Source organism: Acinetobacter sp. B51(2017) (assembly GCF_003711395.1).
Classification (GTDB): domain Bacteria; phylum Pseudomonadota; class Gammaproteobacteria; order Pseudomonadales; family Moraxellaceae; genus Acinetobacter.
In genome coordinates, this window is record NZ_PJRJ01000001.1 from 72,504 (window position 1) to 95,312 (window position 22,809).

Consider the following 22,809-nt stretch of genomic DNA (forward strand, 5'->3'; position numbering starts at 1 on the left):
AATCACTTCTAAAATAAAAAATTAGGATAATTAAAACGCGTTTTTAAGTTTTTCACAAAGAAAATCACGTTTTTTGCTTGCTATGTAGTTTACAGTTTGCTTATGCTTCTCTCAACCAAAAAACCCATGGCTTTAGTGTCCATGTTTAGGAGATGACCCAATGAGTTTTCCTCAAGTTGAATTAAACACCAATAAAGGCCGTGTTGTTCTTGAACTTAACACAGAAAAAGCACCAAAAACTGCTGAAAACTTCTTACAGTATGTACGTGACGGTTTTTATGACGGCGTAATTTTCCACCGTGTGATTGATGGTTTCATGGTCCAAGGCGGCGGCATGGACGAAAACTTCAAAGAAAAATCAACACGCGACGCGATTGAAAACGAAGCGGACAACGGCTTAAGCAACGACATCGGTACGATTGCAATGGCGCGTACGCAAGCACCTCATTCTGCTTCTGCACAGTTCTTCATCAACGTATCGAACAATACATTCTTAAACCACACTGGCAAAACTGCACAAGGTTGGGGTTATGCTGTATTTGGTAAAGTGGTTGAAGGTATGGACGTGGTTAACGAAATTAAAGGCGTTCGTACAGGTAACCGTGGCTACCACGCTGACGTGCCACTTGAAAACGTGGTAATTGAATCTGCAAAAATCATTTCTGAATAAGAATCCCTCCCGACCTCCCTTTATCAAAGGGAGGAGAAGTCCCTCTTTTATAAAGAGGGATTTAGGGAGATTTCAAGGAATCGATTGTGACCTACTTGTTTATCGCTGATTTACATTTGTCACCTGAACACCCTCGATTGATTCGAGGGTTTTTGGCTTTATTGGACAAGTATCAAGATCAACATACCCAATTGTATATTTTAGGCGATTGGTTTAATGCGTGGATTGGCGATGACAATCCTGCACCATGGCTTAATGAAATTGTTACTGCCTTAGAAAAATTCCATCAACAAGGCAATCAAATCTACTTCTTAGTGGGCAATCGTGATTTTGCTTTGGGACAAAAGTTTCTGGATCAGTTTCATGGCATTTTGTTAAGCGACATTCATCATATTCAAGTGAATAAGCAACGGATTCGTTTAGAACACGGCGATGGTTTATGTACCGATGATGTGTCCTATCAACGCTTTAAAAAAATTATCCGCAATCCAATTTTACTTAGGCTATTAAAAGCCACGCCTTTAAGTTTTAGGCAAAAATTGGCCAATGGTTTTCGCAAAAAAAGTCAGCAAGCCAATCAAGTGAAAAGCTATAGCGTCATGGATGTAAATCAACATGCCGTAATAGAGGCTCTAAAAGAGGTTGACCTGCTCATTCATGGCCATACCCACCGCCCGAATATTCATGATGTAGAGGGTAAACCGCGTATTGTACTCGGTGATTGGCGTGAAAACAGCGCGCAAGTTTTGGTCATCCATGACACCAAGTCAGACTGGCAACTCTCAGAATTTAAATACTAAAAAAGCCTAACAGTGTAGGCTTTTTTAGGCTGTTAATAGCCAGCTTCAATTTTAGGCCGATTGGTATCCGTTTTATATTGCGCCAACAAATCGCGTAAAGAATTCATCAACACACTGGTATCTACACCCACAGCCACAAACTCTGTACCTAAATCTAAGTATTGCTGCGTAACGTCATGCGTGGTCGATAAAATCCCTGCTGCTTTGCCTGCGGCACGAATCCTTTGAATGGCATCTACCACGGCTTTTTGCACTTCAGGATGATTTGGATTGCCTTCATAGCCCATGGTGGCAGATAAATCTACTGCACCAATAAAGATACCATCAATACCATCCACCTTTAAAATGGCATCTAAATTTTCTAAACCTGCTACGGATTCAATTTGAATCAGCAAACAGATATTTTCATGTGCTGTGGCATAATAATTTGCAATGCTGTTCCAACGGGTGGCACGCGCCAGTGCTGCCCCTACCCCACGAATGCCATGTGGTGGATAGCGCACCGCTTTGACCATAAGTTCTGCTTGTTCTACTGTTTCAATCATAGGAATGAGTAAAGTTTGCGCACCAATATCTAATAATTGCTTAATTAGCTGGACGCTACCAATCGGTGGGCGTACCACGGCTTGTGACGGATAAGCCGCAATGCTTTGTAGCTGTGCTAATGTAGTTCTTAAATCGCTTGGCGCATGTTCGCCATCAATCAGTAACCAATCATAACCGGCATTAGCGGCAATTTCGGTACCATAAGCATCGGCTAGCCCTACCCATAAGCCAATTTGTTGCTGAGTTTTAAGTCGCTGTTTAAAATGGTTTTCAAATGTCATGGTGATGTTCTTCGCATGGGACTGTTATTATTAATACGCCTTTTTGGGCTATTTACCAAGATTGAAAAACACTGATCTTATTCAATAAAACACTAAATATATGCGCCAAAACATGAATTTTATCCTAAAATAAGATAGAAATAATCTTGGACACCCCTCATGGATTTACTCAAAGTTTTACAAAGTCGTTACACCACTAAGGCCTATGATGCCAATAAGAAAATTCCCACCGAGCAATTTAATCAACTATTAGAAATTTTACGTTTGGCGCCCTCGTCGATTAATATTCAACCGTGGCATTTTTTTGTGGCCGATCATGCTGATGCTAAAGCACGTATTGCTAAAGCTTTAGTCGGTAAATATGCTTATAACGCACCTAAGGTGTTAGATTCATCGCATACCATTTTGTTTTGCACCAAAGCCGATATTGATGCTGAACATTTAGAGCAATTATTACAACAAGATGATCAAAGTGGCCGTTTTAAAGATGAGCAAGCCAAACAAGGTCAAAAGGACACGCGCACAGGTTATATTGATTATTACCGCAACGAAAAAGGCGATATTGGACGCTGGGCAGAAAATCAAACCTTTATTGCTTTGGGTCAAATGCTGCTTGCAGCAGGCATTGAACAGATTGATGCCACCCCGATTGGTGGTTTTGATGAAGAAATCCTTAGCCAAGAGCTAGAATTAAAACAATTGGGACTGATTCCATCGGTGTTACTCACCTTAGGTTATCGTAGCGACAATGACTTTAATGCCAAGCTACCAAAATCACGTTTAGCCGCAGAGCAAATTTTTACTCATCTTTAAGTCAAAGTGCATTCAGCTGATAAATTGTTACAACTTGGGCAAGTGAACTTGCCCATTGATCGGCAATGTCTTATTTTTTTCACAAAAATCGAGTATATTTTACACAAAATAACAACGGTAGAATAACTATGTCGATTATTGCACCTTTACCGGTTAAGTTTGAATGTGGCAATTGCCATCAAATTTATATGCATCTTGAACAAGGTGGGGGCTTATATCAATATCCTTGCTGCCCACAATGTGCCGCTCAAGGGCGTTTATTGGGCAGTGCCGAAGTGATTGATCTTATCGTACATCCTGTTTTGGTGGCCAAAAGTTATCTGCATGCTACATTGCAAATGCTAGGCAAAACACACTAATTAAGGCCAAACTCAAGCCAAGGACTGAACTTGGTTTGAGTTGTTCTTTAAACAGCCATACCCCAGCCACAACACCCAACACCACCACCAAGATATTCATACCTGCAAAAACCACAGCAGGGCTGTCTTTGAGCAGCATATGTGCTTTGACATATAAAGCTATATTGGCAAAGTTTAAAGCGCCTAAAATTAAACCCGCGATGATATTTTTAGCACTGCCCAGACTTTTTTCTTTGAGAGCAATAAAACTTAACGATAAAACAAAAGCACATATAAACATCAGGTTTAATGCCACGGCAAATTGCACACCTAAACCTGTAGTGTATTTGAGTAATACATCAATTAAAGCATACCCCATCCACACCAACAGCAAATATAGCCCGCCTTTGGACTGTGTTTGCGCTGTGCCCCGATGCGAATATAAAATCAATGCTATCGCACTTAAGCCCAAGCCAATCCCTAACAGCTTTAAAAGATTAAAACTCTCATTAAAAATAAAATAAGCTGCAGTTAAAGATAAAATCACCGACAAACGCTGCGCAATTTCAGTTTTTAAAATCCCCGCATGGGTTAAAGCTTTAGCTAAGCATAAAAAAATACTCGGTAGTGCCACCCCTAAGGCAATCACCAGCCACCATGGCGTATCTTGTATTGAAATTTGACTCAAGTCTGGCTGAAACCATAACCAACATAGGAGACTAGCAGCTAAATAATTCCAGCTAATCATGTGCAGCGGTTGATAGCCTTTTAATTTGGCAATTTTTAATAAGATTGAGACTAAAACACTGCATAGTGCAGCAGAAAAAATAAAGCCCATGGGTGTTATCGCGTCCTCATTGCCAAAAAAAAGCCCACGTAGTGTGGGCTTTTTCTACAAGATAATCTATGGCAAATTATTTACCGTAGAAACCCACCATTTTCTCTAAAGAAATTGGACGGATCTTGTCTGCATTACCAGCAGTACCAAATGCTTCGTAACGATCTACACAGATTTGTTTCATTGCATCAACAGTTGCTGCAAAGAATTTACGTGGATCGAATTCGCTTGGTTTTTCAGCCATCATACGACGCATTGCACCCGTAGATGCTAAACGTAAGTCGGTATCAATGTTGATTTTACGTACACCATGTTTGATTGCATCAACCAACTGTTCAACAGGTACACCGTAAGTTTCGCCGATGTTACCGCCGTATTCGTTGATCACAGCCAACCATTCTTGTGGTACAGAGCTTGAACCATGCATGACAAGATGCGTATTTGGCAATGCCGCATGAATTTCTTTAATACGGTCAATCGCTAAGATATCACCTGTAGGTGGACGCGTGAATTTGTAAGCACCGTGTGAAGTACCCACTGCAATCGCTAAAGCATCGACATTGGTGTCTTTCACGAATTGAGTCGCTTCTTCTACAGAAGTTAACAGTTGAGAATGATCAAGAACGCCTTCAGCGCCTACGCCATCTTCTTCACCCGCCATACCTGTTTCTAAGCTACCTAAACAACCGATTTCGCCTTCTACAGAAACGCCACATGCATGTGCCATAGCTACAGTTTGACGTGTTACGTCAACGTTGTATTCGTATGACGTTGGTGTTTTACCGTCTGCAGCCAAAGAACCATCCATCATGACAGATGAGAAGCCCAATTGAATTGAACGTTGGCACACATCAGGGCTAGTACCGTGATCTTGGTGCATTACCACAGGAATATGTGGCCATTCTTCAATTGCCGCTAAAATTAAGTGACGTAAGAATGGAGCGCCTGCATATTTACGCGCACCCGCAGATGCTTGTACGATCACAGGTGAGTTGGTTTGATCAGCTGCAAGCATGATCGCACGCATTTGTTCTAAGTTGTTTACGTTAAACGCTGGTACGCCGTAAGCATGTTCGCCGGCGTGATCCAAGAGCTGGCGCAATGAAATAAGCGCCATAATATCCTCCCAGGTAATGCGGCATATTCTACATGGTCAAGCCATCTAATTCAGCAATAAAAAACACTATTTCATAAAAAATCCCCGCAATTGCGAGGAGTTTTTTCGATATCTAGCCGCTTATTGTGCGCCAGATGCAGCTGCTTGAGCTGTGCTTGGTTCAGCATTGGCCACTTCTGCTGGCACATCAGTATTATTTTCATCCATAACTGGCTGATCAATGGCATCAATCGCTGCTTGTTGTTCTGCAGATACGGTTGCCGCTTCTGTTGCTGCTGGCTGTTCAGCTGTATTGGTTGGTGCTTCTTGCTTGGCACAACCGGTGAATAACAATGGACTAACAATAAGTGCTGCAAGCGTGAGTTTCAATTTCATCTAGTTTTCCTAGCAACAAGGTATTTTGCGTTGAGCAAAGTCTAGAGCCAGAATATGACATTTTTATGAAGTTGTATAAAAAAAGGCTGACCGAAGTCAACCTTTAATGATCATGCTTAAATCTATAAAACCTTAAGCACGTTCAAGTAATGCTGCCACTGCAGGTAGTGTTTTACCTTCTACAAATTCTAAGAATGCACCACCACCCGTAGAAATATAGCCAATTTTGTCAGCCACTTCATATTTATCAATTGCAGCTAAAGTATCACCACCACCGGCAATTGAGAAACCAGCCGATTCAGCAATGGCTAAAGACAATGCTTTTGTGCCTTCGCCAAATTGATCTACTTCAAATACGCCCACTGGGCCGTTCCAAAGAATGGTTTTTGAAGTTTTTAAAATTTCAGCAAATGCTTGTGCAGTTTCTGGACCAACATCTAAAATCATGTCGTTGTCAGATACATCGGCAACTTTTTTCACCACTGCTTTAGCAGCTGCCAATGAACCTAAAAAGTCAGTAAAGTCGATTTCAGAAGCGTCAGCCACTACAACGTCAGTTGGTAGTGGTACAGAAACTTTGGCAGCAATGGCTTTTGCAGTGTCGATTAAATCATTTTCACACAATGATTTACCCACGTTGTAACCGGCAGCAGCTAAGAAAGTATTAGCAATACCACCACCTACGATCAATTGATCACAGATGTCTGAAAGTGAAGTTAAAACGTCAAGTTTAGTCGATACTTTAGAACCTGCAACAATCGCAACCATTGGTTTTTCAGGCGTTTGTAAGGCACGGCCTAAAGCGTCAAGTTCCGCTGCCAGTAAAGGACCTGCTGCTGCAACTTGAGCAAAACGTGCCACACCTTCAGTTGAGGCTTCTGCACGGTGCGCTGTACCAAAAGCATCCATAACAAATACGTCGCAAAGCGCTGCATATTTTTGTGCAAGTTCTGGGTTGTTTTTCTTTTCACCGTGGTTAAAACGCACGTTTTCAAGCAATACCACTTGACCTGCTGCAACTTCAACGCCATCTAAGTAGTCAGTGAATAATTTCACTTCTTGACCCAGTGCTTGTGTTAAATAATCCGCAACAGGCGCGAGTGATTGCTCAGGTTTTGGCTCGCCTTCTACAGGACGACCTAAATGTGAGCACACCATGACTGCAGCACCTTTTTCTACAGCGGCTTTAATTGTTGGCAATGCTGCACGTAAACGCGCATCGCTTGTAATCACGCCATTTTTTACAGGAACGTTTAAGTCTTCACGGATTAGAACACGTTTGCCTGCTAAATCGAGGTCAGTCATACGCTGAAAGTTCATGTATAGCTCACTTTATAAATATCAAAAACGCGGTGATTTTAAATGATTATGAAAAAAAAGGTTAGCAACTTTTGTATAAAAGCCGCCTAAATGCAAAGTTTTGCTATGATAGGGAAAAGTCTTTTCTGATTTCAGCGCTTATGTCGATTCATCCAGATCCTAAACTCAATCGTTTTAATGTGTTAGGTGAGCCTTTAGCCAGCTGTTGTTATGATCCGATTACAGGATATTTTCGCAATGGATTCTGCCACACCGCCACAACCGATTTAGGTCAGCACACCATGTGTGCCCAAATGACCGCAGAATTTCTTAATTTCTCACAAAAAATTGGCAATGACCTCATTACTCCGCTGCCTGAAGTCGGCTTTCCTGGTTTACATCCTGGCGATTTTTGGTGTATTTGCGTCAGCCGCTGGGTAGAAGCCTATCAAGCCGATGTTGCTCCTCCAATTAAGCTACAAGCTTGTCATCAAGCAGTATTATCTTATGTACCACTTCACGTGCTTATGGAATATGCAGTGTAATGAATAGTCCTTCAATTATCTTGGCTTCATCAAGTCAAACCCGTAAAGCGTTAATGGATCGCCTCCATCTTGCTTATCACACTGTCGTACCCGATATTGATGAAAGCCCCCAAGGTGAAAACCATGCCGATGATTTGGCTAAACGTTTAGCATTTGAAAAAGCTAAATATATTAGTGAATTACATCCTGATGCGATTGTCATTGGTTCAGACCAAGTGGCTTGGCGTGAAGGTGCGCCTGATATTTTTATTGGTAAGCCCCTCACGATTGAAAAAGCGATTCGTCAACTACAAGCCAATTCCAATAAAATTGTGTATTTTAGTACCGCATTAAGTGTGCAGCAAAAATCAACAGGTTTTGAGCAGACCATTATTGAGCATTACAAAGTAAAATTCCGCAAGCTATCGCAAGCAGAAATTGAACGTTATGTAGCAATTGAGCAACCTCTACACTGCGCAGGTAGCTTTAAGTGTGAAAGTTTAGGCATTAGCTTATTTGAAGAGATGATTGGGCAAGACCAAACTACTTTAATGGGTATGCCGATGATTAAGCTCTGCCAAATTTTGCGTGATTTAAAGGTTTTAGTCCCATAACTGTTAACTGTATTTGTAAAAAACCGAGTCATATGCTCGGTTTTTTTCATGATTTTTTATTAAAAAAGTCTGAATCTTATTTGATCAGTGCTTTTCATTAAAATCGCAATAGCTTGTTTTATATTTAATCTTTCTACATAAAATTGTGAAGTATTGCGTAGATATTAAGCGTGGAACGTGATAAATCATTTAAAAAGCCCAACTGCTGAGAATTGGGCTTTTTGTTTTTAGCTAAGTTATTGAATTTTATAAACTAATAAAACCGATTTCGTATAAGCAGTATTATGTTAATTTTAGAGAATCTTAAAAAGTAATAGTTTTTCTTTACACTAAAAACAATAAATGATATTTATTCTCAATAAATTTCTCTTGAATAAAAATATGTCTAAATTTTTAATTATCAATATTATGTTTATCACACTATTTTTTATTTTCATGGCTACCAGTAGTTTTGTGCAATTTACAGCATTAGGCTATGTGGTCATAGGTGCGATCTATCTCTTTGTAAACTTCTTTATTTATTTCTGTATCAGATTTTTAAGAGCTTTAGAAACTAGAAAAGTTAACAATTGAAATTATTTAACATAATGGCTGTTATACGAAGTTTCACTATTCTCAGCAGGTAAAAGATCAAATGCTTTATCAAAACTTAAATATTATGTATGACTTTGGACCAATCGACATAAAGGTCATAGAGAGTTTTGAACAACATAATAAAATTAATTTTCCTTTAAATTATAAAAAGCTAATTGCTTGCCACAATGGCGTGCAATTTATGGAAAATAGTTTTGAATATACAGATTCTAACAATAAAGTCGAAGAATCTAGCATAGCCTTCTGCTGTTTTGGAAAGCCAATAGGAGGTGATGATATCGAAAACTTTCAAGATCAGGATATATATGGCCATGATAGGATAGTCGTCTTTGGACTAAATGGTGGTGGTGACTATATCGGATTTGACTACCGATCTAATGTTAATCGTCCTAAAATAGTTCTTATGTACCATAATCAATATATTAAAGATCAACATGGACAACCTAAATTAAAACTACTCGAAGTCTCGGATAGTTTTGATATTTTTTTAAGTTTGTTAAGATAAATGAAATTATTAATATAAAATCTCTGAGACGAAATCGTGATATACGCCCAAAGTAGAAAAGTCCAATTTCTTAAAAATCATCGTTGCCGCCACTTCGAAAGATCCTTGGATGATGCTCATCGATAACAAAATACAAGCTTTTAAAGCCCTGTTACTTGCAGAACTTATAGCGTTCAAGGGACAATAAGCCAAATTTAGTTGTAGTATTTATTATGTCCCAAACTTTAGACGTTTTAGGCGGAATCAGCGCTGAACAATTTCTTGCCGAATATTGGCAGAAAAAACCCCTCCTTGTGCGTAATGCCATGCCTGAAATTGTGGGTCTATTAGAACCCAATGATGTAATGGAACTTGCACTTGATGAAAATGTGACTGCGCGTTTAATTAAACAAAAAGACCGTGATCCAAATCAATGGTCAGTCAAGTCATCGCCTTTACTCAAAGCCGATTTCCAAAAAATGCCAAAACTTTGGAGCGTATTGGTTCAAGCAGTAGACCACTATTCTTTTGATTTAGCTGAACTTTGGAAAAAATTCCCATTTATTCCGCAGTGGCGCCGTGATGACATTATGGTGTCTTATGCACCGCAAGGTGGTTCTGTAGGCAAGCACTTTGATTTTTATGATGTATTTTTAGTACAAGGTCATGGTCATCGTCGTTGGCAGCTCGGTCAAATGTGTGATGCCGATACTGAGTTTTTACCAAATCAACCGTTAAAATTATTAGCAGAAATGGAAGTACACTTTGATGAGATGTTAGCTCCGGGTGATATGTTGTATGTGCCACCGGGTCTGTCGCATTATGGCGTGGCTGAAGATGAATGTTTGACCTTCTCTTTTGGTTTCCGCATGCCAAATGTCAGCGATATGATGGATCGCGTGAGTGATAAGTTCTCTGCCAATGAAGTATTACGTAATCCGTTAACGGATATTATTCGTGATCAAGTGAGCTTAGCTGGTCAAGTTACGCCAAATGAATTGGCTTATTTAAAAGACAAGCTGATGGCACAGCTCCAAAACTCAAATGTGCTCGAAGATGCGATTATGAGTTTAATGTCTGAAGCAAAATATCCGGAAAATATTCCAGAAGCAGAAGAAATTGGCACAGGTGATTTAGAAGAAGCGCTGGGCTTAGGCTATTCATTAATGCTCGAACCTGCGTCACGTCTACTTTATAGCGAAGAAGATGGTCAAACCTTGTTTTGGGCAAATGGTGAAGGTTTATGCTTAAGCGATGCCTCTAGCGATATTTTAAAACAATTGGCAAATGGCGAAGTGGTGCTGATGGATGACCGTTTCTACGATGCTGATTTATTAGAAGATATCGCAACCTTAATGAATGAATCGATTATCATGTTATTGCCTGCAGAAGACAGCGAAGACTAAAACTTAAGTTGCAAAAATGCCCAAGTAAACTTGGGCATTTTTTATAATAAACCTAAATGACGTGCTGTACTGACTGCCTGCATACGTTTGGTGACTTCTAATTTACGATAAATATGTTTGACATGACTATCTACGGTATGTCGAGACACATACAATTGCGTAGCAATTTGTTGATTAGATAAACCTTCTGCCACTAACTGTAAAATTTGTTTTTCACGATTAGTTAATTCAATTTCAGACTCAACCAAGGCAGTAATGTTATGCTGCTGCGGCAATTGTTGTAACAATGAGGCTAATAGTTGCCGCGTAATAGCAGGATCTATCGGTGCCTCACCATTGCCCCAGCTACGCAAGGCGACCATAATTTCTGCATCATCCCGTTCAGATAGCGTACAGGCTGTGGCACCCGCATAAATAGCACGAATCACCCGCTCACTCTGGCTTAAATGTGCTACCACTAAGATATCTTTGGCCTGTTGTAATAAGCGACGCAATACTTTTTCGACCTCAGACGCCTCTAAATCAATCACCCACAATTTTTCATGGCTGTGGGCTAAACTGCTGTGTGTATAGGCTGTCGTGTGATGACCGATCTGCTGAACCAAGTCACCAAAACGCTGCAGAAATTGTGAATTTTGACTATACATCCCTATCGTGTGTGCATGTTGCTGTGTCTGGCTCATCTTGAGCTCCCCCAAAATCATTTCAGGCAATACTGTTAATGCTGAATTGGCTGTTTTTAAATTTATCGTTTATTTTTTTATCAATCATAATTTAAATCAATGTGTTTAGATATCCCTAAACTTAAAAAGAGTTTCACAATTCATTACTTGAGCACCTGCTTAAATCTTGGCAAAGTACATAAAACGATAAAAATAGGACACCCTGAAATGGCAGGACCTGCACAGCTCGTCAGACATAAATTACTCAATACTTTTTTTTCAAGACATTCGATTTGGTTTGCCTGTATTTTTGTAGCGTTATTTTTAACTGGGTTGCGTGTGTTTTATGCACCACATTATCTGTATTATTTTATGTCGGATAGTGTCATCAATACGATCTGGCTGATCACTTCTGTGCTCAGTGCGGTGGGTCTATACGACGTTTTACAGAATAAACATTCGATTTTAAAGAATTACCCGATTATGGGACATTTTCGTTTTTTATTTGAAGATTTTCGGCCTGAAATTCGCCAGTATTTTATTGAATCTGATCAAGATGCGCTGCCTTTCTCACGCATGCAACGCAGCCTCGTCTATCAACGGGCGAAGAATGAAAATGCCGATAAACCTTTTGGCTCGATCATTGACGTGTATCAAGCTGATTATCGCTTTATGACGCATGCTTTAAATCCGTGCAAGCCCGCAGATCCAGACAGTTTCCGGATTACAATTGGCAATAGCGCTTGTCGCCAACCGTATTCAGCCTCTATTTTTAATATTTCTGCTATGAGTTTTGGCAGTTTAAGTGCCAATGCTATTCGCGCATTAAATAAAGGCGCATACATGGGCAATTTTTATCATGATACAGGTGAAGGTAGTATTAGCCCGTATCATTTAGAACATGGCGGCGATATTGTCTGGGAATTGGGCAGTGGTTATTTTGGTTGCCGCACGCTAGATGGACAATTTGATCCAGCTAAATTTGCCCAACAAGCGGCTCTACCGCAAGTTAAAATGATTGAACTTAAATTATCACAGGGAGCAAAACCCGGTCATGGCGGGATTTTACCTAAAGATAAAATTAGCGCAGAAATCGCACAAATTCGTGGGGTAAGTCGCGATGTAGATTGTGTGTCACCCTCGAGCCATCCTGCTTTTAGCACTCCCATTGAAATGATGCAGTTTATTCAACAACTACGTGATTTATCGGGCGGAAAACCTGTAGGCTTTAAATTATGTATTGGGCAGCCATGGCAATTTATGAGTATTGTCAAAGCCATGTTACATACCAAAATTGTGCCTGATTTTATTGTGGTGGATGGTGCCGAAGGTGGTACTGGCGCCGCACCTATCGAATTAATCAACCATATGGGCACACCACTACGCGAAGGTTTATTGTTTGTGCATAACACCTTAGTGGGCGCAGGTCTACGTGAACATATTAAAGTCGGTGCCAGTGGTAAAATCATTAGCGCTTTTGATATTGCCAGCATGATGGCAACCGGTGCGGATTGGTGTAATTCAGCGCGTGGCTTTATGTTTGCTGTAGGCTGTATTCAAGCACAAAGTTGTCATACCAACCAATGTCCAGTCGGTGTTGCCACCCAAGACAAAGATCGCCAAAAAGCCTTACATGTCGATACCAAAGCCGAGCGGGTTTTTAATTTTCATAAAAACACAATGCATGCTTTAGCAGAAATGATTGCTTCAGCGGGCTTATGTCATCCTGCAGAGGTAAAAGCACATCATTTGGCTCAGCGTATTAATGACCGTGAGATTAAAAACTATGCTCAATTACATTTTTGGCTTAAACCCAATGAACTGTTACATCAGGATTTAAAAGATGAAGATAATTTCTATTATCGAATGTGGAATTTAGCCAAATTAGAACAATTTTAACTTAAGCGGCCGCTGGCCTCTTGCTGTTGCCTTAACAATTTAGTAGTACTCACCGCTACTTTGCGCATGTAAAAATGCCGGAATTAAACCCGTGAGTGCCGCACGAATATCGGCACGTTCATTGATTAATTGATGCGAACCTTCTTCAAGCATTAATAAGGTTTGTAAACGAAATTTGCGGCGAATAAATTCGATATTATAACGCCAATCCACCGTCTGATCCTGTGCACCTTGTGCTAACCACACGGGAATACGACAAGCAGGGCGCAATTCCATTTGTAACATCCATTTAGACATCGCTAAAATCCAATCCATCCCCATCATACGCGGTTGTAGCGGATCTTTAAGACGAATAAAACGTAAAAATTCTGGATTATGGTTATTACGTCTAAAATGGCGTGGTACTTGGCGTTTAATGCGGCGGATAATACCCAGCCCTACAGGGTTATGCCACCATGCCGATTTTGCTGGACGAATCAAAGGCGAGAGCAACAGCACCCGCTGTACAAAAGGATTTTTACGTTGCTCAGCAAAATCTAGTAAATGATGCATCCAAATTGCCCCACCCGTACTTTGTCCAATCCCTAGCCATGGCCCCTGCAATTGAGGTGCATCTTTAACACGCTGATAAACCGCATGGAGAACGTGCTGATAATGGTCAAAGTTTTGAATATTGGCAGGTGAACCATCACTTAAACCATGCCCAGGTAAATCATAAGTGAGTACACTAAAGCCCTGTGCCAACAACTCATGAAAGATTGGTTGATAAATACCGCTATGCTCTAAATAGCCATGCAATACCCATACTGTACCTTTTATCTGCTCAACGTGCGGTTTAAACACTTGGACATGCAATTTAAACAATGGCATTTGAATAAAACCTTGCCAATGTTCCGCATCTAACTGATCTAAACCATATAAACGTCGATAAGCTTGAATTTCAAGCGAGACTTGAGCGGGCTGATTTAAATCCAATTCAGCTAAAAAATGCGGCGTTTGTTCACGGCTGGGCACAGGTAAATTGAGCTGTTTTAACACACTGGGATTTAAAAACGGGATATTTGACATTTATGGCACCTCCCGACAATCACTCGAACCTAACAATACATCACGCAAAGTGGCTAACATTTCATAATTGGCACGGCGACTATGATCATAATTTTGTACGCTAGGTTGCCATTGGGTCAGCTCAGTCGGCATCGGGGCTTCAATTGCCACAGTATGAATGCCATTTAAGGCAAATAAGCGCCGTGTACGTGGCATATGGTACGCATCGGTAATTAAAATCACGCGCGGTGCACCTCCTTTTTTTTGTAATAATAAGGAACTAAAGCGACTATTTTCACAAGTATTCATGCTGCGATTTTCTAACAACTGCGCATCTAAACCGCGCAGTTTTAGCCAACGCTGCATATATGGCGCTTCGACCCCACTTAACACAATCGGTAGCATTGGATATTGTTTTGCCATCCCTAAGGTGGTTTCTAAACGTAAGCGCGTATAGTCATTCACTACAATATCTTTGCCATTTTCAGCTAAAGTTAAACCGCCCCCCAAAACCACAATGGCATAAGGTTCTTCATCTGTCTGTGTTAATTGTGCATTTTGTTGATGAATCAAGGCGATGTCTTGAAAAATTTCTTCATCGACTGGGGTTTGTTCAATATCAATAGGATGACTGCTTAGAAAATCGCGATATTGCTGCATTAGGGCATGCTGCGCTGAGTTTTTTAAATCAAAGCGATAGTGAGGATTGTTCTCAGGCACAGATGCTTCATATTCTGTAGCAAACGGGGGAAAATCTTGGGAAATTTGGGCTTTAGCTTGCTGTTGCTGCTGAATTTTTTGCTGCAAAGCTTTATAACGCGCATGCACCAAGGTTAAAGTATGTGAATTATTACTTTGCATCTGCTGCTTCATCACTGCCAAATAGGCCTGACGTGCAATCCACAGTTCCGAACCCGGCTCTAAAGTTTCTGATGCACTCAGCACACCGCGCTTTTGGCTACTGGCCGCCACAGGATTGACTTCCACAGGTACAAATTGATTTAGCGCTTTAATCACCAGTTTGGAATAAAACGGTGAATATAAAAACACAATAAATACACCAAGAAAGACAAACAAGATTGCCGCACAACGTACCAGTCGCAACATCAATTAGGCGTCCGTATGCGCGCGAATCAACCCATCTTTGGCAAACAATACAGGCTCAGGTTCCAGTTGAATATGAAACTTACGATACACATCCTGTTGTACTGCATGATAGGTAGCCTGTACATCGGTTAAATTGGCATCGGCATAATTCACCAAAACCAAAGCCTGCTTATGGAACATGCCGACCTTACCTAATTGTTTACCCTTCCAACCAGCTTGATCAATCAGCCAACCTGCTGCTAACTTCACCTGCCCATTGGCTTGCGGATAATGTGGTAAATTGGGAAATTCATGCGAAATTCGCGCAAACACCTGTGAAGTTACCACTGGGTTTTTAAAGAAACTGCCGACATTTGGATAGTCTTTAGGATCAGGCAATTTACTTTGACGAATGTTAATCACTTGTTGTTGCAAGTTTTGTGGCGTCAAATCATCCCCAACAGCTGTCTTTAGATCACCATAGCCTAACTTTAGCTCAGCATGTTTTGGCAGTTTAAAAGTGACATGGGTAATGATGTAGCGATTCGGCTGATCTTTAAACACACTATGACGATAGGCAAAATCACACTCAGCAGCCAAAATTGAACGTAATTGCTGGCGTTCACGGTCGTAAACTTGTACCGATTGAATAAACTCACCTACTTCAACGCCATAAGCACCAATATTTTGCACAGGCGATGCACCAACCAAGCCCGGAATCAAAGCTAGATTTTGTAAGCCATACAACTGCTGACGCGTAGTCCATAAGACAAATTGATGCCAATTTTCGCCCGCACCTACTCTTAAGGTTTGACTCTGTGCATCTTCAGCAATCAGTTCAATGCCTTGAATATCCATATGCATGACCAAGCTATGCACATGCTCAGGTAACAGCATATTGCTACCACCTGACAAAACCAAAATATTTAAATTGGCCAAATGAGCATAGGCAACCGCGTCTAATACGTCTGCAATATTTTGAATTTTAACATAATGAGAGCTAATCGAGCTCAAACTTAAGGTATTAAACGGTTTAAGTTGCACGTTGTTTTGAATATTCATGGCTTCTCTTAAACCTTTGAATTTTGTTGTTGAAAATAAGTGACCCAAGCACGGCTACTCGATTCACATTGATCAAGTACGCGCTCAAAGCCAGCAGCACCGCCATAATACGGATCAGGTACGGCTTGATGTGGATAGACAGGATCATGTGCGCTCATTAAGGCCAATTCAGCACGTAGCCTGCCAAATTGTTGTTGGGCTTGCTGTGCCAAGGCCTGTAAATCGCTCAAATTATCATGATCCATCGCTAAGATCAGATCAAATTGGATAAAATCCTCAAGCTGAATTTGCCGAGCACGTAAACCTGATAAGTCATAACCGCGCAGTTGAGCATGTTGTTGACTGCGTAAATCAGGGGCTTTACCAGGATGATAATTACTGGTTCCTGCAGAGTCTATGTTGATCAAGAGTTTTTCTGCCTCACAATGCTGCCTAAGCACGACTTCTGCCGTAGGAGAACGACAGATATTGCCTAAACACACACATAACACCTGATAGGGCGTTGGGGATGACATAAAAAACCTCACAAAATTTAGAGCAGTCTATGTTACGAGATTTGTGGCAAAAATCCTATTGCCTTTGACGGGATAAATATGCAATTGGCTATAATTTTTAGCTGACCCAACCACCCTACTCAAAATACAGCACAGCACATCTGTCGCTCTGTGAACAGCTATACCATTTCTCAAATGTATATACTCAACACGGCAAGTGTTTCGGTTTTTTCGCTGATAAAAAATCGCTAGCGCAAGCAGTTTAATTTGCTTGAGTGGCAAGTCTATACCACTTCATAAACGTGTCGGACGATCCACAATATCTACCACCACTTCATCTTCTAGATTTAAACGCACTACACCATGTGCATTAATTAAACGTTGCTGGGTTTGAATACGCTGTACCATTTTTTCTAAGACTTGAATCAATTCAGGATACTCAAAGTTTTGTACTTCATCTAAATTTAATAATAGATGAAAGCCTTTATATTCATAATCAAACCAACGTTGATATTCGGTTTGACGTGCACTATGTTTTTCCATCACTTGCCATGTCTTAACAGGTAACTGAATACCTTTTAAAAACATCGGCTGCTTAGGTGCACATAAGAAATCATCTTTGATTAAATTATAGGTATCATCAGAAATCAAAATTTCATCCACATCGGCAGCACTTTGCAAACGGGCAGCTAAATTGGCATCGCGCCCAACAATGGTATACGCCATGCGGTGTGCCGCGCCATAATTGCCTACGTGACAATAACCCGTACTAATCCCCATACGAATATGCAGTGCAGGATAGCCCATTTTTACCCAGCGTTTGCGTAGAATTTTCATTTGTTGACGCATGGCCATGGCCATATCCACACAAGTTTTGGCATCTTGCTCGACGCCTTGCGTGGTCGGATCACCAAAGAAAATTAAAATCGCATCCCCCATGAATTTGTCTACTGTGGCCTCATATTTTTTAGCAATTTCAGTCATATGACTTAAGTAATCATTTAAAACAAAGGCTAAATCATCAGGGATTAAGCTTTCAGATAACTCGGTAAACCCTTCGATATCTGAAAAGAAGATGGTCATTTTTTTGCGTTTATATTCAATTTTGGCTTCGGTCTCGCCTTTCATAATCGATTGCCACAATTGCTGCGGGGCATAGCGACTGAGTTGATTGGCAAATTCCATATAACGATTCATTTGTGAATAATAATATTCACGTTTTTGCGAGGCATTATGCACACGGCGCGCTTGATAGACTGAGCCTACAGTAAAATAAGCAATCAAACACAGAAATGCCAAAACTGTTAATTCGGTTGAGGCTAAAGCAAAATATTGCCCAAAACCAAAAACCCAAATATTGGCCAGATAAAAGACACTCACGCCCCATAGCCCAGCCAAAGACATCATAAAGAAGGAAATCTTACTGTTGACGGTGCTATAAATCAGCGCAGCGAAAGTACAAAAGGTAATAATTAAATTTAAATGTACCGCAGACAGTACCGTTGCCACCATAGCAATATCAATTAAAAATAAAGTATTGCGCTGGACTTGCACGTTATAACGGTATTGTAACCACTGCGCTAAACGTGGGCTAATAAATAACACCAAGGCAAATAGCAGTGGTAAATATAAAGGTGCATGGCTGCCATCTGTAGTAAAGGTATAGACCAACAAGCCTAAAGACAACATCGAATACCCCATCAATCGATGGAAGTAGTCAAACTGTTTAGGTTCGCGGTCTAGCCAATATTCCAATGGCAACACGGTTTAAGTCCTACAGCGCAGACTAGTCCATACGCCAATCAAATGGCATATCACCTTGACCACGTAAAGCTAACATTAAGGTTTGACGCATATGCGCTAAAACTTCGTTGCTATATGGCACTGCAGGTGTACCCCATACCGGTTTTGGCCAAGCCACATCATTTTGGTAACGTACCACATGATGGAAATGTAATTGTGGCACCATGTTACCTAAAGCCGCAACGTTCATTTTATCAGCGCGGAAAACACGGGATAATTGGCTCGATAACCAGCTTGATTCACGTAAAAATTGTTCTTGGTCAGCTTGGCTGAGTTCGTATAATTCTGTCACCCCTGGCACACGTGGAATTAGAATCAGCCAAGGGAACTGCATATCATTCATTAAACGACATGTAGAGAGCGGAAAGTCGCCGACAAAAAATGTATCTTGAGCAAGTTGTGGATGCAAACTAAACATATTCTTTATTTATGACGCAAAATGAAAGTGATGGCTAATACTATCACATCAATTTCGCCCTGAGTACGCCCGAATAAAGCTTTCCGTATAAATATCAAAATACAACAGGCAAAGCTTTGGCTTTGCCTGCTCTACATGGGTCAAGTTAAGATTTTGGCAGATCTTTGAGTAAATGATTGAGAATATCATTCACAAAATTCAAGCGTTTTTCTGGCTCTTCTTGCAGCACCATGACTTTTAAACGCTGAACACCCTGCATTCTAAAATAGGTTGGATGTTGCTGCATCATTTGAATGATACTGGTCGCTTGGACAGGTGTATCTGGTGAAAATTCCAAATGACCCCCATGTGCGCTTAAATCAATTTTGGTAATGCCTAATGTTTCTGCCTTTAAACGAATCTGATGTACCGCAAATAAATGTTTCACCGCTTGCGGGGCAATACCAAAACGATCAATCAATTCCATACGGATATGATCAAGCTTATCTTGCGTGGTGGCATTACTGATGCGTTTGTAGAACAATAAACGCTGATGTACATCGCCCAAATAGTCATCTGGAATTAAAGCTGGTAAATGCAAACTAATTTCAGAGGTCAGTGCAAGTGGTGCATCAAAATTCGGGGTTTTACCGTTTTGAATGGCTTTGGTGGCTTTTTCCAGCATCTCCATATACAAGCTATAACCAATGGCATGCATCGAACCACTTTGCTGTTCACCCAATAACTCACCTGCACCGCGAATCTCTAAATCTTCGGTGGCCAGCATAAAACCTGCACCTAAAGTTGAAGCACGTTGAATAGCATCAAGGCGTTTTTCAGCATCACCTTTTAAGCCTTTTAACGATGGTACAAGTAAATAAGCATAGGCTTGGTGATGCGAACGCCCAACACGACCACGCAATTGATGTAACTGAGCCAGACCGAGTTTATCAGCACGTTCGATGATGATGGTATTGGCATTGGGAACATCAATCCCGGTTTCAATAATGGTTGAGCAGACTAAGACATTGTATTCTTTGTGATAAAACTGCTGCATGACTTGCTCAAGTTCACGTTCACGCATTTGCCCATGGGCGACCGCCACCCTCGCCTCTGGCACTAAATTGCGAATATTTTCTGCCATGCGTTCAATGCTATCGACTTCGTTATGTAAGAAATACACCTGACCGCCACGTAGCAATTCACGTAAAATCGCTTCTTTGACCGAGTCATCAGTTTGTTCTTGGACAAAGGTTTTGACTGCCAAACGACGCGCGGGCGGTGTGGCAATAATCGATAAATCACGCATGCCACCAAAGGCCATATTTAAGGTACGCGGAATTGGTGTTGCGGTTAAGGTCAGCATATCAACATCGGCGCGCATGGCTTTAATTCGTTCTTTATCGCGCACCCCAAAGCGATGCTCTTCATCGACAATCATTAAACCTAAGTCAGCAAACTCCACGCTTTCTTGCAGGATTTTATGTGTGCCGACCACAATATCCACTTTGCCATCTTTTAAATCTTCTAAGGTTTTTAGATGACTTTTACTCGAACCAAAACGGGATAACACTTCAATGCGTACCGGCCAATCTGCAAAACGATCTTTAAAGGATTCATAATGCTGCTGCGCCAATAACGTGGTGGGAACAAGCACCGCGACCTGTTTGCCATTTTGCACCGCGACAAAGGCCGCACGCATCGCCACTTCGGTTTTACCAAAGCCGACATCACCACAGACTAAACGATCCATCGGTTTGGCCTGTTGCATGTCATACAAAGTGGCTTCAATGGCATTGGCTTGATCTAAGGTTTCTTCATAGGCAAAACCGGAGGCAAATTGCATATACATCTTTTCATCGAGCTCAAAACCAAAGCCCGGTTTAGCATGACGACGTGCTTGTATATGCAAAAGTTCTGCTGCCACATCATGAATTTGCTCGAGTGCTTTACGTTTGGCTTTGTTCCATGCATCTGAGCCAATTTTATGTAGTGGCGCCGAATCCGAATCGCCACCACTATAACGGCTAATGAGGTGCAAGTTGGTCACAGGTACATATACTTTGGCACCATCGGCATAATCGAGCTGTAAAAATTCATGGTCTTGCCCATCAATTTCTAAGGTGATTAATCCGGCATAACGCCCGACACCATGATCAATATGCACCACCGGTGCGCCAATTGACAGCTCGGTTAAGCTCTTAATTAAATATTCTTCAGAAATCTCTTGTTGGCGCTTACGGCGACGTTGCACCACGCGATGTTCATAGAGTTGATTTTCTGAAATGACACTCAACTGATCAGTGACCAATAAACCACGGTCTAAAGGCGCATGCGTGATGGCAATGGCAAACAGTGATTGTTGGAAGGCTTCAAAGCTCTCCACCACCGGAATTTCACCTAAGCTACTGCGCAGCGCATCCTTTAAGGTTTCACGGCGGCCTGCGCTCTCTGCCACCAACAATACAGGATGATTGGCAGCATCAACATAGGCTTTCACTTTACTAAACGGTTTTTCACGTTTCGGATCAACAGGTAAACGCGGTGGCGGTTGGGTCGCTAAATTAAAATGCCCAGCTTTATCATCATTAAATGCTTCAGGCGAAGCAATCACACGCGGGAAAGTATTCAGTTTTTCTAAAATATGATTAGGTGCTAAAAACAGTTGTTCCGGGTGCAATAAAGGCTGATCAATATTGTGACGACGCTCTTCATAACGACGTAACACATCTTTATAAAAATTATTCCAACCCTCTTCTGCAAATTTATCCGTGATGACAATTGCCGACGATGGTAAATAATCAAACAAAGTACTTTGCGTCTGCATGGCTTTGGCATCGAAGAACAGTGGCAAGTAAAATTCAATGCCGGGTGCAGCAATACCGTCTAACACATCTTGATAGATTTGATTTTTCTTGGGATTGGCGCTTGGAAAACTTTCCGCATAACGATCGCGAAACAGTGAACGCGCTTCTTTAAGTGGAAATTCTTTGGCAGGCAACACAGTAAAACGCGACAAAGTTTGTGTGGTACGCTGCGTTTCGGGATCAAAAAACTTTAAGCTTTCAATTTCATCATCAAACAAATCAATACGAATCGGTGCAGCTTGGCCTGAGGCATAGATATCCATGATGCTGCCCCGCACCGCAAATTCACCATGGTCATATACCGTATCCACCAATTGATAACCGGCTTGTACCAAACGTTGTTTTTGCTGTTCTAAAGCAAATTTTTGCCCCACATAAATATCAAAGTGCTCACCCAATACCCACGAGGTTGGCGCGACACGCTGCGCCAAGGTCGACGCCGACAGCAGCAAAATACCTTGGCTTGGCATATTGGATAAAATCGCCAAACGTTCAGAAACAATATCTTGATGCGGTGATAGACGGTCATACGGCAAAATTTCCCAATCTGGGAAAATGGTGGGGCTAAGCCCATAAAACTCAAGCCCGCTTTCAAGTTGGGCCAAATGTTGATTATTACGCGCCACAATCACCAAAAGCTGTGGTGTATTTTTGGCAATCTCTTTAAATAACAGCGCTGCAGCTGAACCTTGTAAATTACCGATCCAGCGTTTTTCGCCGACTTTAAGTTGTTTTAATTGAAGCTGTGCGATGGAATCTTGAAACATGGCCATTCTAAGCATGAAAGACAGAC

General features: G+C 41.2%; 22 protein-coding genes. 9 read left to right on the forward strand and 13 right to left on the reverse strand.

What is annotated here, in order from left to right; translation table 11 throughout:
- The first annotated feature begins 160 nt into the window (after positions 1-160).
- Together CYK47_RS00440 and CYK47_RS00445 are read left to right on the forward strand one after the other, a co-directional pair.
- Positions 161-670, forward strand: coding sequence for a peptidylprolyl isomerase (locus tag CYK47_RS00440; protein ID WP_122897833.1), 510 nt, complete (start codon positions 161-163; stop codon positions 668-670).
- A gap of 86 nt (positions 671-756) precedes the next feature.
- On the forward strand, positions 757-1,470 hold the full coding sequence (locus CYK47_RS00445; RefSeq protein ID WP_122897835.1) for a UDP-2,3-diacylglucosamine diphosphatase: 714 nt from the start codon (positions 757-759) through the stop codon (positions 1,468-1,470).
- Positions 1,471-1,502: 32 nt separating this feature from the next.
- Here the strand turns inward: CYK47_RS00445 and hpaI are convergent, their stop codons facing one another.
- Positions 1,503-2,297: a 4-hydroxy-2-oxoheptanedioate aldolase gene (gene hpaI / locus CYK47_RS00450; RefSeq protein ID WP_122897838.1), complete on the reverse strand. Its 795-nt coding sequence runs from the start codon at positions 2,295-2,297 to the stop codon at positions 1,503-1,505.
- A 159-nt stretch (positions 2,298-2,456) separates the two neighbouring features.
- Here hpaI and nfsB point away from each other — a divergent pair, with 159 nt between their 5' ends.
- A complete protein-coding gene (gene nfsB / locus CYK47_RS00455) occupies positions 2,457-3,110 on the forward strand; it encodes an oxygen-insensitive NAD(P)H nitroreductase (RefSeq protein ID WP_122897840.1) in 654 nt (217 codons plus the stop codon).
- A 128-nt stretch (positions 3,111-3,238) separates the two neighbouring features.
- The gene (locus CYK47_RS00460) at positions 3,239-3,469 is read left to right on the forward strand and encodes a hypothetical protein (protein WP_122897842.1); all 231 of its coding nucleotides are present in this window, start codon (positions 3,239-3,241) and stop codon (positions 3,467-3,469) included.
- On the opposite strand, the gene CYK47_RS00465 is transcribed toward CYK47_RS00460, so the two are convergent.
- The 4 genes from CYK47_RS00465 to CYK47_RS00480 all read right to left on the reverse strand — a co-directional run bounded on the left by CYK47_RS00465 (position 3,438) and on the right by CYK47_RS00480 (position 7,098).
- Positions 3,438-4,286 carry an EamA family transporter gene (locus CYK47_RS00465; protein WP_122897844.1) on the reverse strand — a complete coding sequence of 283 codons (849 nt, stop codon included), beginning with the start codon at positions 4,284-4,286 and terminating at the stop codon, positions 3,438-3,440. The genes CYK47_RS00460 and CYK47_RS00465 overlap by 32 nt on opposite strands.
- A gap of 76 nt (positions 4,287-4,362) precedes the next feature.
- Entirely contained in the window at positions 4,363-5,403 is a 1,041-nt protein-coding gene (gene fba / locus CYK47_RS00470; RefSeq protein WP_122897846.1) for a class II fructose-bisphosphate aldolase, read from the reverse strand.
- A gap of 120 nt (positions 5,404-5,523) precedes the next feature.
- Positions 5,524-5,778 carry a hypothetical protein gene (locus CYK47_RS00475; RefSeq protein ID WP_122897848.1) on the reverse strand — a complete coding sequence of 85 codons (255 nt, stop codon included), beginning with the start codon at positions 5,776-5,778 and terminating at the stop codon, positions 5,524-5,526.
- Positions 5,779-5,910: 132 nt separating this feature from the next.
- The gene (locus CYK47_RS00480; protein ID WP_122897850.1) at positions 5,911-7,098 is read right to left on the reverse strand and encodes a phosphoglycerate kinase; all 1,188 of its coding nucleotides are present in this window, start codon (positions 7,096-7,098) and stop codon (positions 5,911-5,913) included.
- A 140-nt stretch (positions 7,099-7,238) separates the two neighbouring features.
- Between CYK47_RS00480 and CYK47_RS00485 the strand changes: the two genes are divergently transcribed.
- From CYK47_RS00485 to CYK47_RS00500, 4 genes are all read left to right on the forward strand, one after another.
- Positions 7,239-7,622, forward strand: coding sequence for a DUF2237 family protein (locus CYK47_RS00485; RefSeq protein WP_122897852.1), 384 nt, complete (start codon positions 7,239-7,241; stop codon positions 7,620-7,622).
- Positions 7,622-8,215 (forward strand): Maf family protein, encoded by a 594-nt coding sequence (locus CYK47_RS00490; protein WP_122897854.1) that lies wholly within the window; start codon positions 7,622-7,624, stop codon positions 8,213-8,215. The genes CYK47_RS00485 and CYK47_RS00490 overlap by 1 nt, the downstream gene beginning before the upstream one ends.
- 634 nt (positions 8,216-8,849) lie before the next feature.
- Positions 8,850-9,314, forward strand: coding sequence for an SMI1/KNR4 family protein (locus CYK47_RS00495; protein WP_122897856.1), 465 nt, complete (start codon positions 8,850-8,852; stop codon positions 9,312-9,314).
- Positions 9,315-9,526: 212 nt separating this feature from the next.
- A complete protein-coding gene (locus CYK47_RS00500) occupies positions 9,527-10,699 on the forward strand; it encodes a cupin domain-containing protein (RefSeq protein WP_122897858.1) in 1,173 nt (390 codons plus the stop codon).
- A 41-nt stretch (positions 10,700-10,740) separates the two neighbouring features.
- Here the strand turns inward: CYK47_RS00500 and CYK47_RS00505 are convergent, their stop codons facing one another.
- Positions 10,741-11,382: a response regulator transcription factor gene (locus CYK47_RS00505; protein WP_164709122.1), complete on the reverse strand. Its 642-nt coding sequence runs from the start codon at positions 11,380-11,382 to the stop codon at positions 10,741-10,743.
- A 207-nt stretch (positions 11,383-11,589) separates the two neighbouring features.
- On the opposite strand from CYK47_RS00505, the gene CYK47_RS00510 reads away from it, so the two are divergent.
- Positions 11,590-13,260 carry an FMN-binding glutamate synthase family protein gene (locus CYK47_RS00510; protein WP_122897862.1) on the forward strand — a complete coding sequence of 557 codons (1,671 nt, stop codon included), beginning with the start codon at positions 11,590-11,592 and terminating at the stop codon, positions 13,258-13,260.
- 39 nt (positions 13,261-13,299) lie between these two features.
- On the opposite strand, the gene CYK47_RS00515 is transcribed toward CYK47_RS00510, so the two are convergent.
- The 7 genes from CYK47_RS00515 to mfd form a co-directional block, all read right to left on the reverse strand.
- Complete coding sequence (locus CYK47_RS00515; protein ID WP_122897864.1) at positions 13,300-14,328, reverse strand: alpha/beta hydrolase; 1,029 nt, start codon at positions 14,326-14,328, stop codon at positions 13,300-13,302.
- The gene (locus CYK47_RS00520; protein WP_122897866.1) at positions 14,329-15,414 is read right to left on the reverse strand and encodes a YdcF family protein; all 1,086 of its coding nucleotides are present in this window, start codon (positions 15,412-15,414) and stop codon (positions 14,329-14,331) included. It lies immediately after the preceding gene.
- 3 nt (positions 15,415-15,417) lie between these two features.
- Entirely contained in the window at positions 15,418-16,455 is a 1,038-nt protein-coding gene (gene murB / locus CYK47_RS00525; RefSeq protein WP_122897868.1) for a UDP-N-acetylmuramate dehydrogenase, read from the reverse strand.
- Between the two features lie 8 nt (positions 16,456-16,463).
- Positions 16,464-16,970, reverse strand: coding sequence for a low molecular weight protein-tyrosine-phosphatase (locus CYK47_RS00530; protein ID WP_122897869.1), 507 nt, complete (start codon positions 16,968-16,970; stop codon positions 16,464-16,466).
- A gap of 273 nt (positions 16,971-17,243) precedes the next feature.
- Entirely contained in the window at positions 17,244-18,710 is a 1,467-nt protein-coding gene (locus CYK47_RS00535; RefSeq protein WP_122898136.1) for an adenylate/guanylate cyclase domain-containing protein, read from the reverse strand.
- A 25-nt stretch (positions 18,711-18,735) separates the two neighbouring features.
- Complete coding sequence (locus tag CYK47_RS00540; RefSeq protein WP_004976660.1) at positions 18,736-19,170, reverse strand: HIT domain-containing protein; 435 nt, start codon at positions 19,168-19,170, stop codon at positions 18,736-18,738.
- A 145-nt stretch (positions 19,171-19,315) separates the two neighbouring features.
- The gene (mfd, locus tag CYK47_RS00545) at positions 19,316-22,783 is read right to left on the reverse strand and encodes a transcription-repair coupling factor (protein ID WP_122897871.1); all 3,468 of its coding nucleotides are present in this window, start codon (positions 22,781-22,783) and stop codon (positions 19,316-19,318) included.
- Positions 22,784-22,809 lie beyond the last annotated feature (26 nt).

What these genes read in the sequence shown, in the direction of transcription:
- CYK47_RS00440 (WP_122897833.1), top strand. Translation starts at nt 161, where the DNA reads ATGAGTTTTCCTCAAGTTGAATTAAACACCAATAAAGGCCGTGTTGTT.
- hpaI (WP_122897838.1), bottom strand. Translation starts at nt 2,297, where the DNA reads ATGACATTTGAAAACCATTTTAAACAGCGACTTAAAACTCAGCAACAA.
- nfsB (WP_122897840.1), top strand. Translation starts at nt 2,457, where the DNA reads ATGGATTTACTCAAAGTTTTACAAAGTCGTTACACCACTAAGGCCTAT.
- CYK47_RS00460 (WP_122897842.1), top strand. Translation starts at nt 3,239, where the DNA reads ATGTCGATTATTGCACCTTTACCGGTTAAGTTTGAATGTGGCAATTGC.
- CYK47_RS00465 (WP_122897844.1), bottom strand. Translation starts at nt 4,286, where the DNA reads ATGGGCTTTATTTTTTCTGCTGCACTATGCAGTGTTTTAGTCTCAATC.
- fba (WP_122897846.1), bottom strand. Translation starts at nt 5,403, where the DNA reads ATGGCGCTTATTTCATTGCGCCAGCTCTTGGATCACGCCGGCGAACAT.
- CYK47_RS00475 (WP_122897848.1), bottom strand. Translation starts at nt 5,778, where the DNA reads ATGAAATTGAAACTCACGCTTGCAGCACTTATTGTTAGTCCATTGTTA.
- CYK47_RS00480 (WP_122897850.1), bottom strand. Translation starts at nt 7,098, where the DNA reads ATGAACTTTCAGCGTATGACTGACCTCGATTTAGCAGGCAAACGTGTT.
- CYK47_RS00485 (WP_122897852.1), top strand. Translation starts at nt 7,239, where the DNA reads ATGTCGATTCATCCAGATCCTAAACTCAATCGTTTTAATGTGTTAGGT.
- CYK47_RS00490 (WP_122897854.1), top strand. Translation starts at nt 7,622, where the DNA reads ATGAATAGTCCTTCAATTATCTTGGCTTCATCAAGTCAAACCCGTAAA.
- CYK47_RS00495 (WP_122897856.1), top strand. Translation starts at nt 8,850, where the DNA reads ATGCTTTATCAAAACTTAAATATTATGTATGACTTTGGACCAATCGAC.
- CYK47_RS00500 (WP_122897858.1), top strand. Translation starts at nt 9,527, where the DNA reads ATGTCCCAAACTTTAGACGTTTTAGGCGGAATCAGCGCTGAACAATTT.
- CYK47_RS00505 (WP_164709122.1), bottom strand. Translation starts at nt 11,382, where the DNA reads ATGAGCCAGACACAGCAACATGCACACACGATAGGGATGTATAGTCAA.
- CYK47_RS00510 (WP_122897862.1), top strand. Translation starts at nt 11,590, where the DNA reads ATGGCAGGACCTGCACAGCTCGTCAGACATAAATTACTCAATACTTTT.
- CYK47_RS00515 (WP_122897864.1), bottom strand. Translation starts at nt 14,328, where the DNA reads ATGTCAAATATCCCGTTTTTAAATCCCAGTGTGTTAAAACAGCTCAAT.
- CYK47_RS00520 (WP_122897866.1), bottom strand. Translation starts at nt 15,414, where the DNA reads ATGTTGCGACTGGTACGTTGTGCGGCAATCTTGTTTGTCTTTCTTGGT.
- murB (WP_122897868.1), bottom strand. Translation starts at nt 16,455, where the DNA reads ATGAATATTCAAAACAACGTGCAACTTAAACCGTTTAATACCTTAAGT.
- CYK47_RS00530 (WP_122897869.1), bottom strand. Translation starts at nt 16,970, where the DNA reads ATGTCATCCCCAACGCCCTATCAGGTGTTATGTGTGTGTTTAGGCAAT.
- CYK47_RS00540 (WP_004976660.1), bottom strand. Translation starts at nt 19,170, where the DNA reads ATGTTTAGTTTGCATCCACAACTTGCTCAAGATACATTTTTTGTCGGC.
- mfd (WP_122897871.1), bottom strand. Translation starts at nt 22,783, where the DNA reads ATGTTTCAAGATTCCATCGCACAGCTTCAATTAAAACAACTTAAAGTC.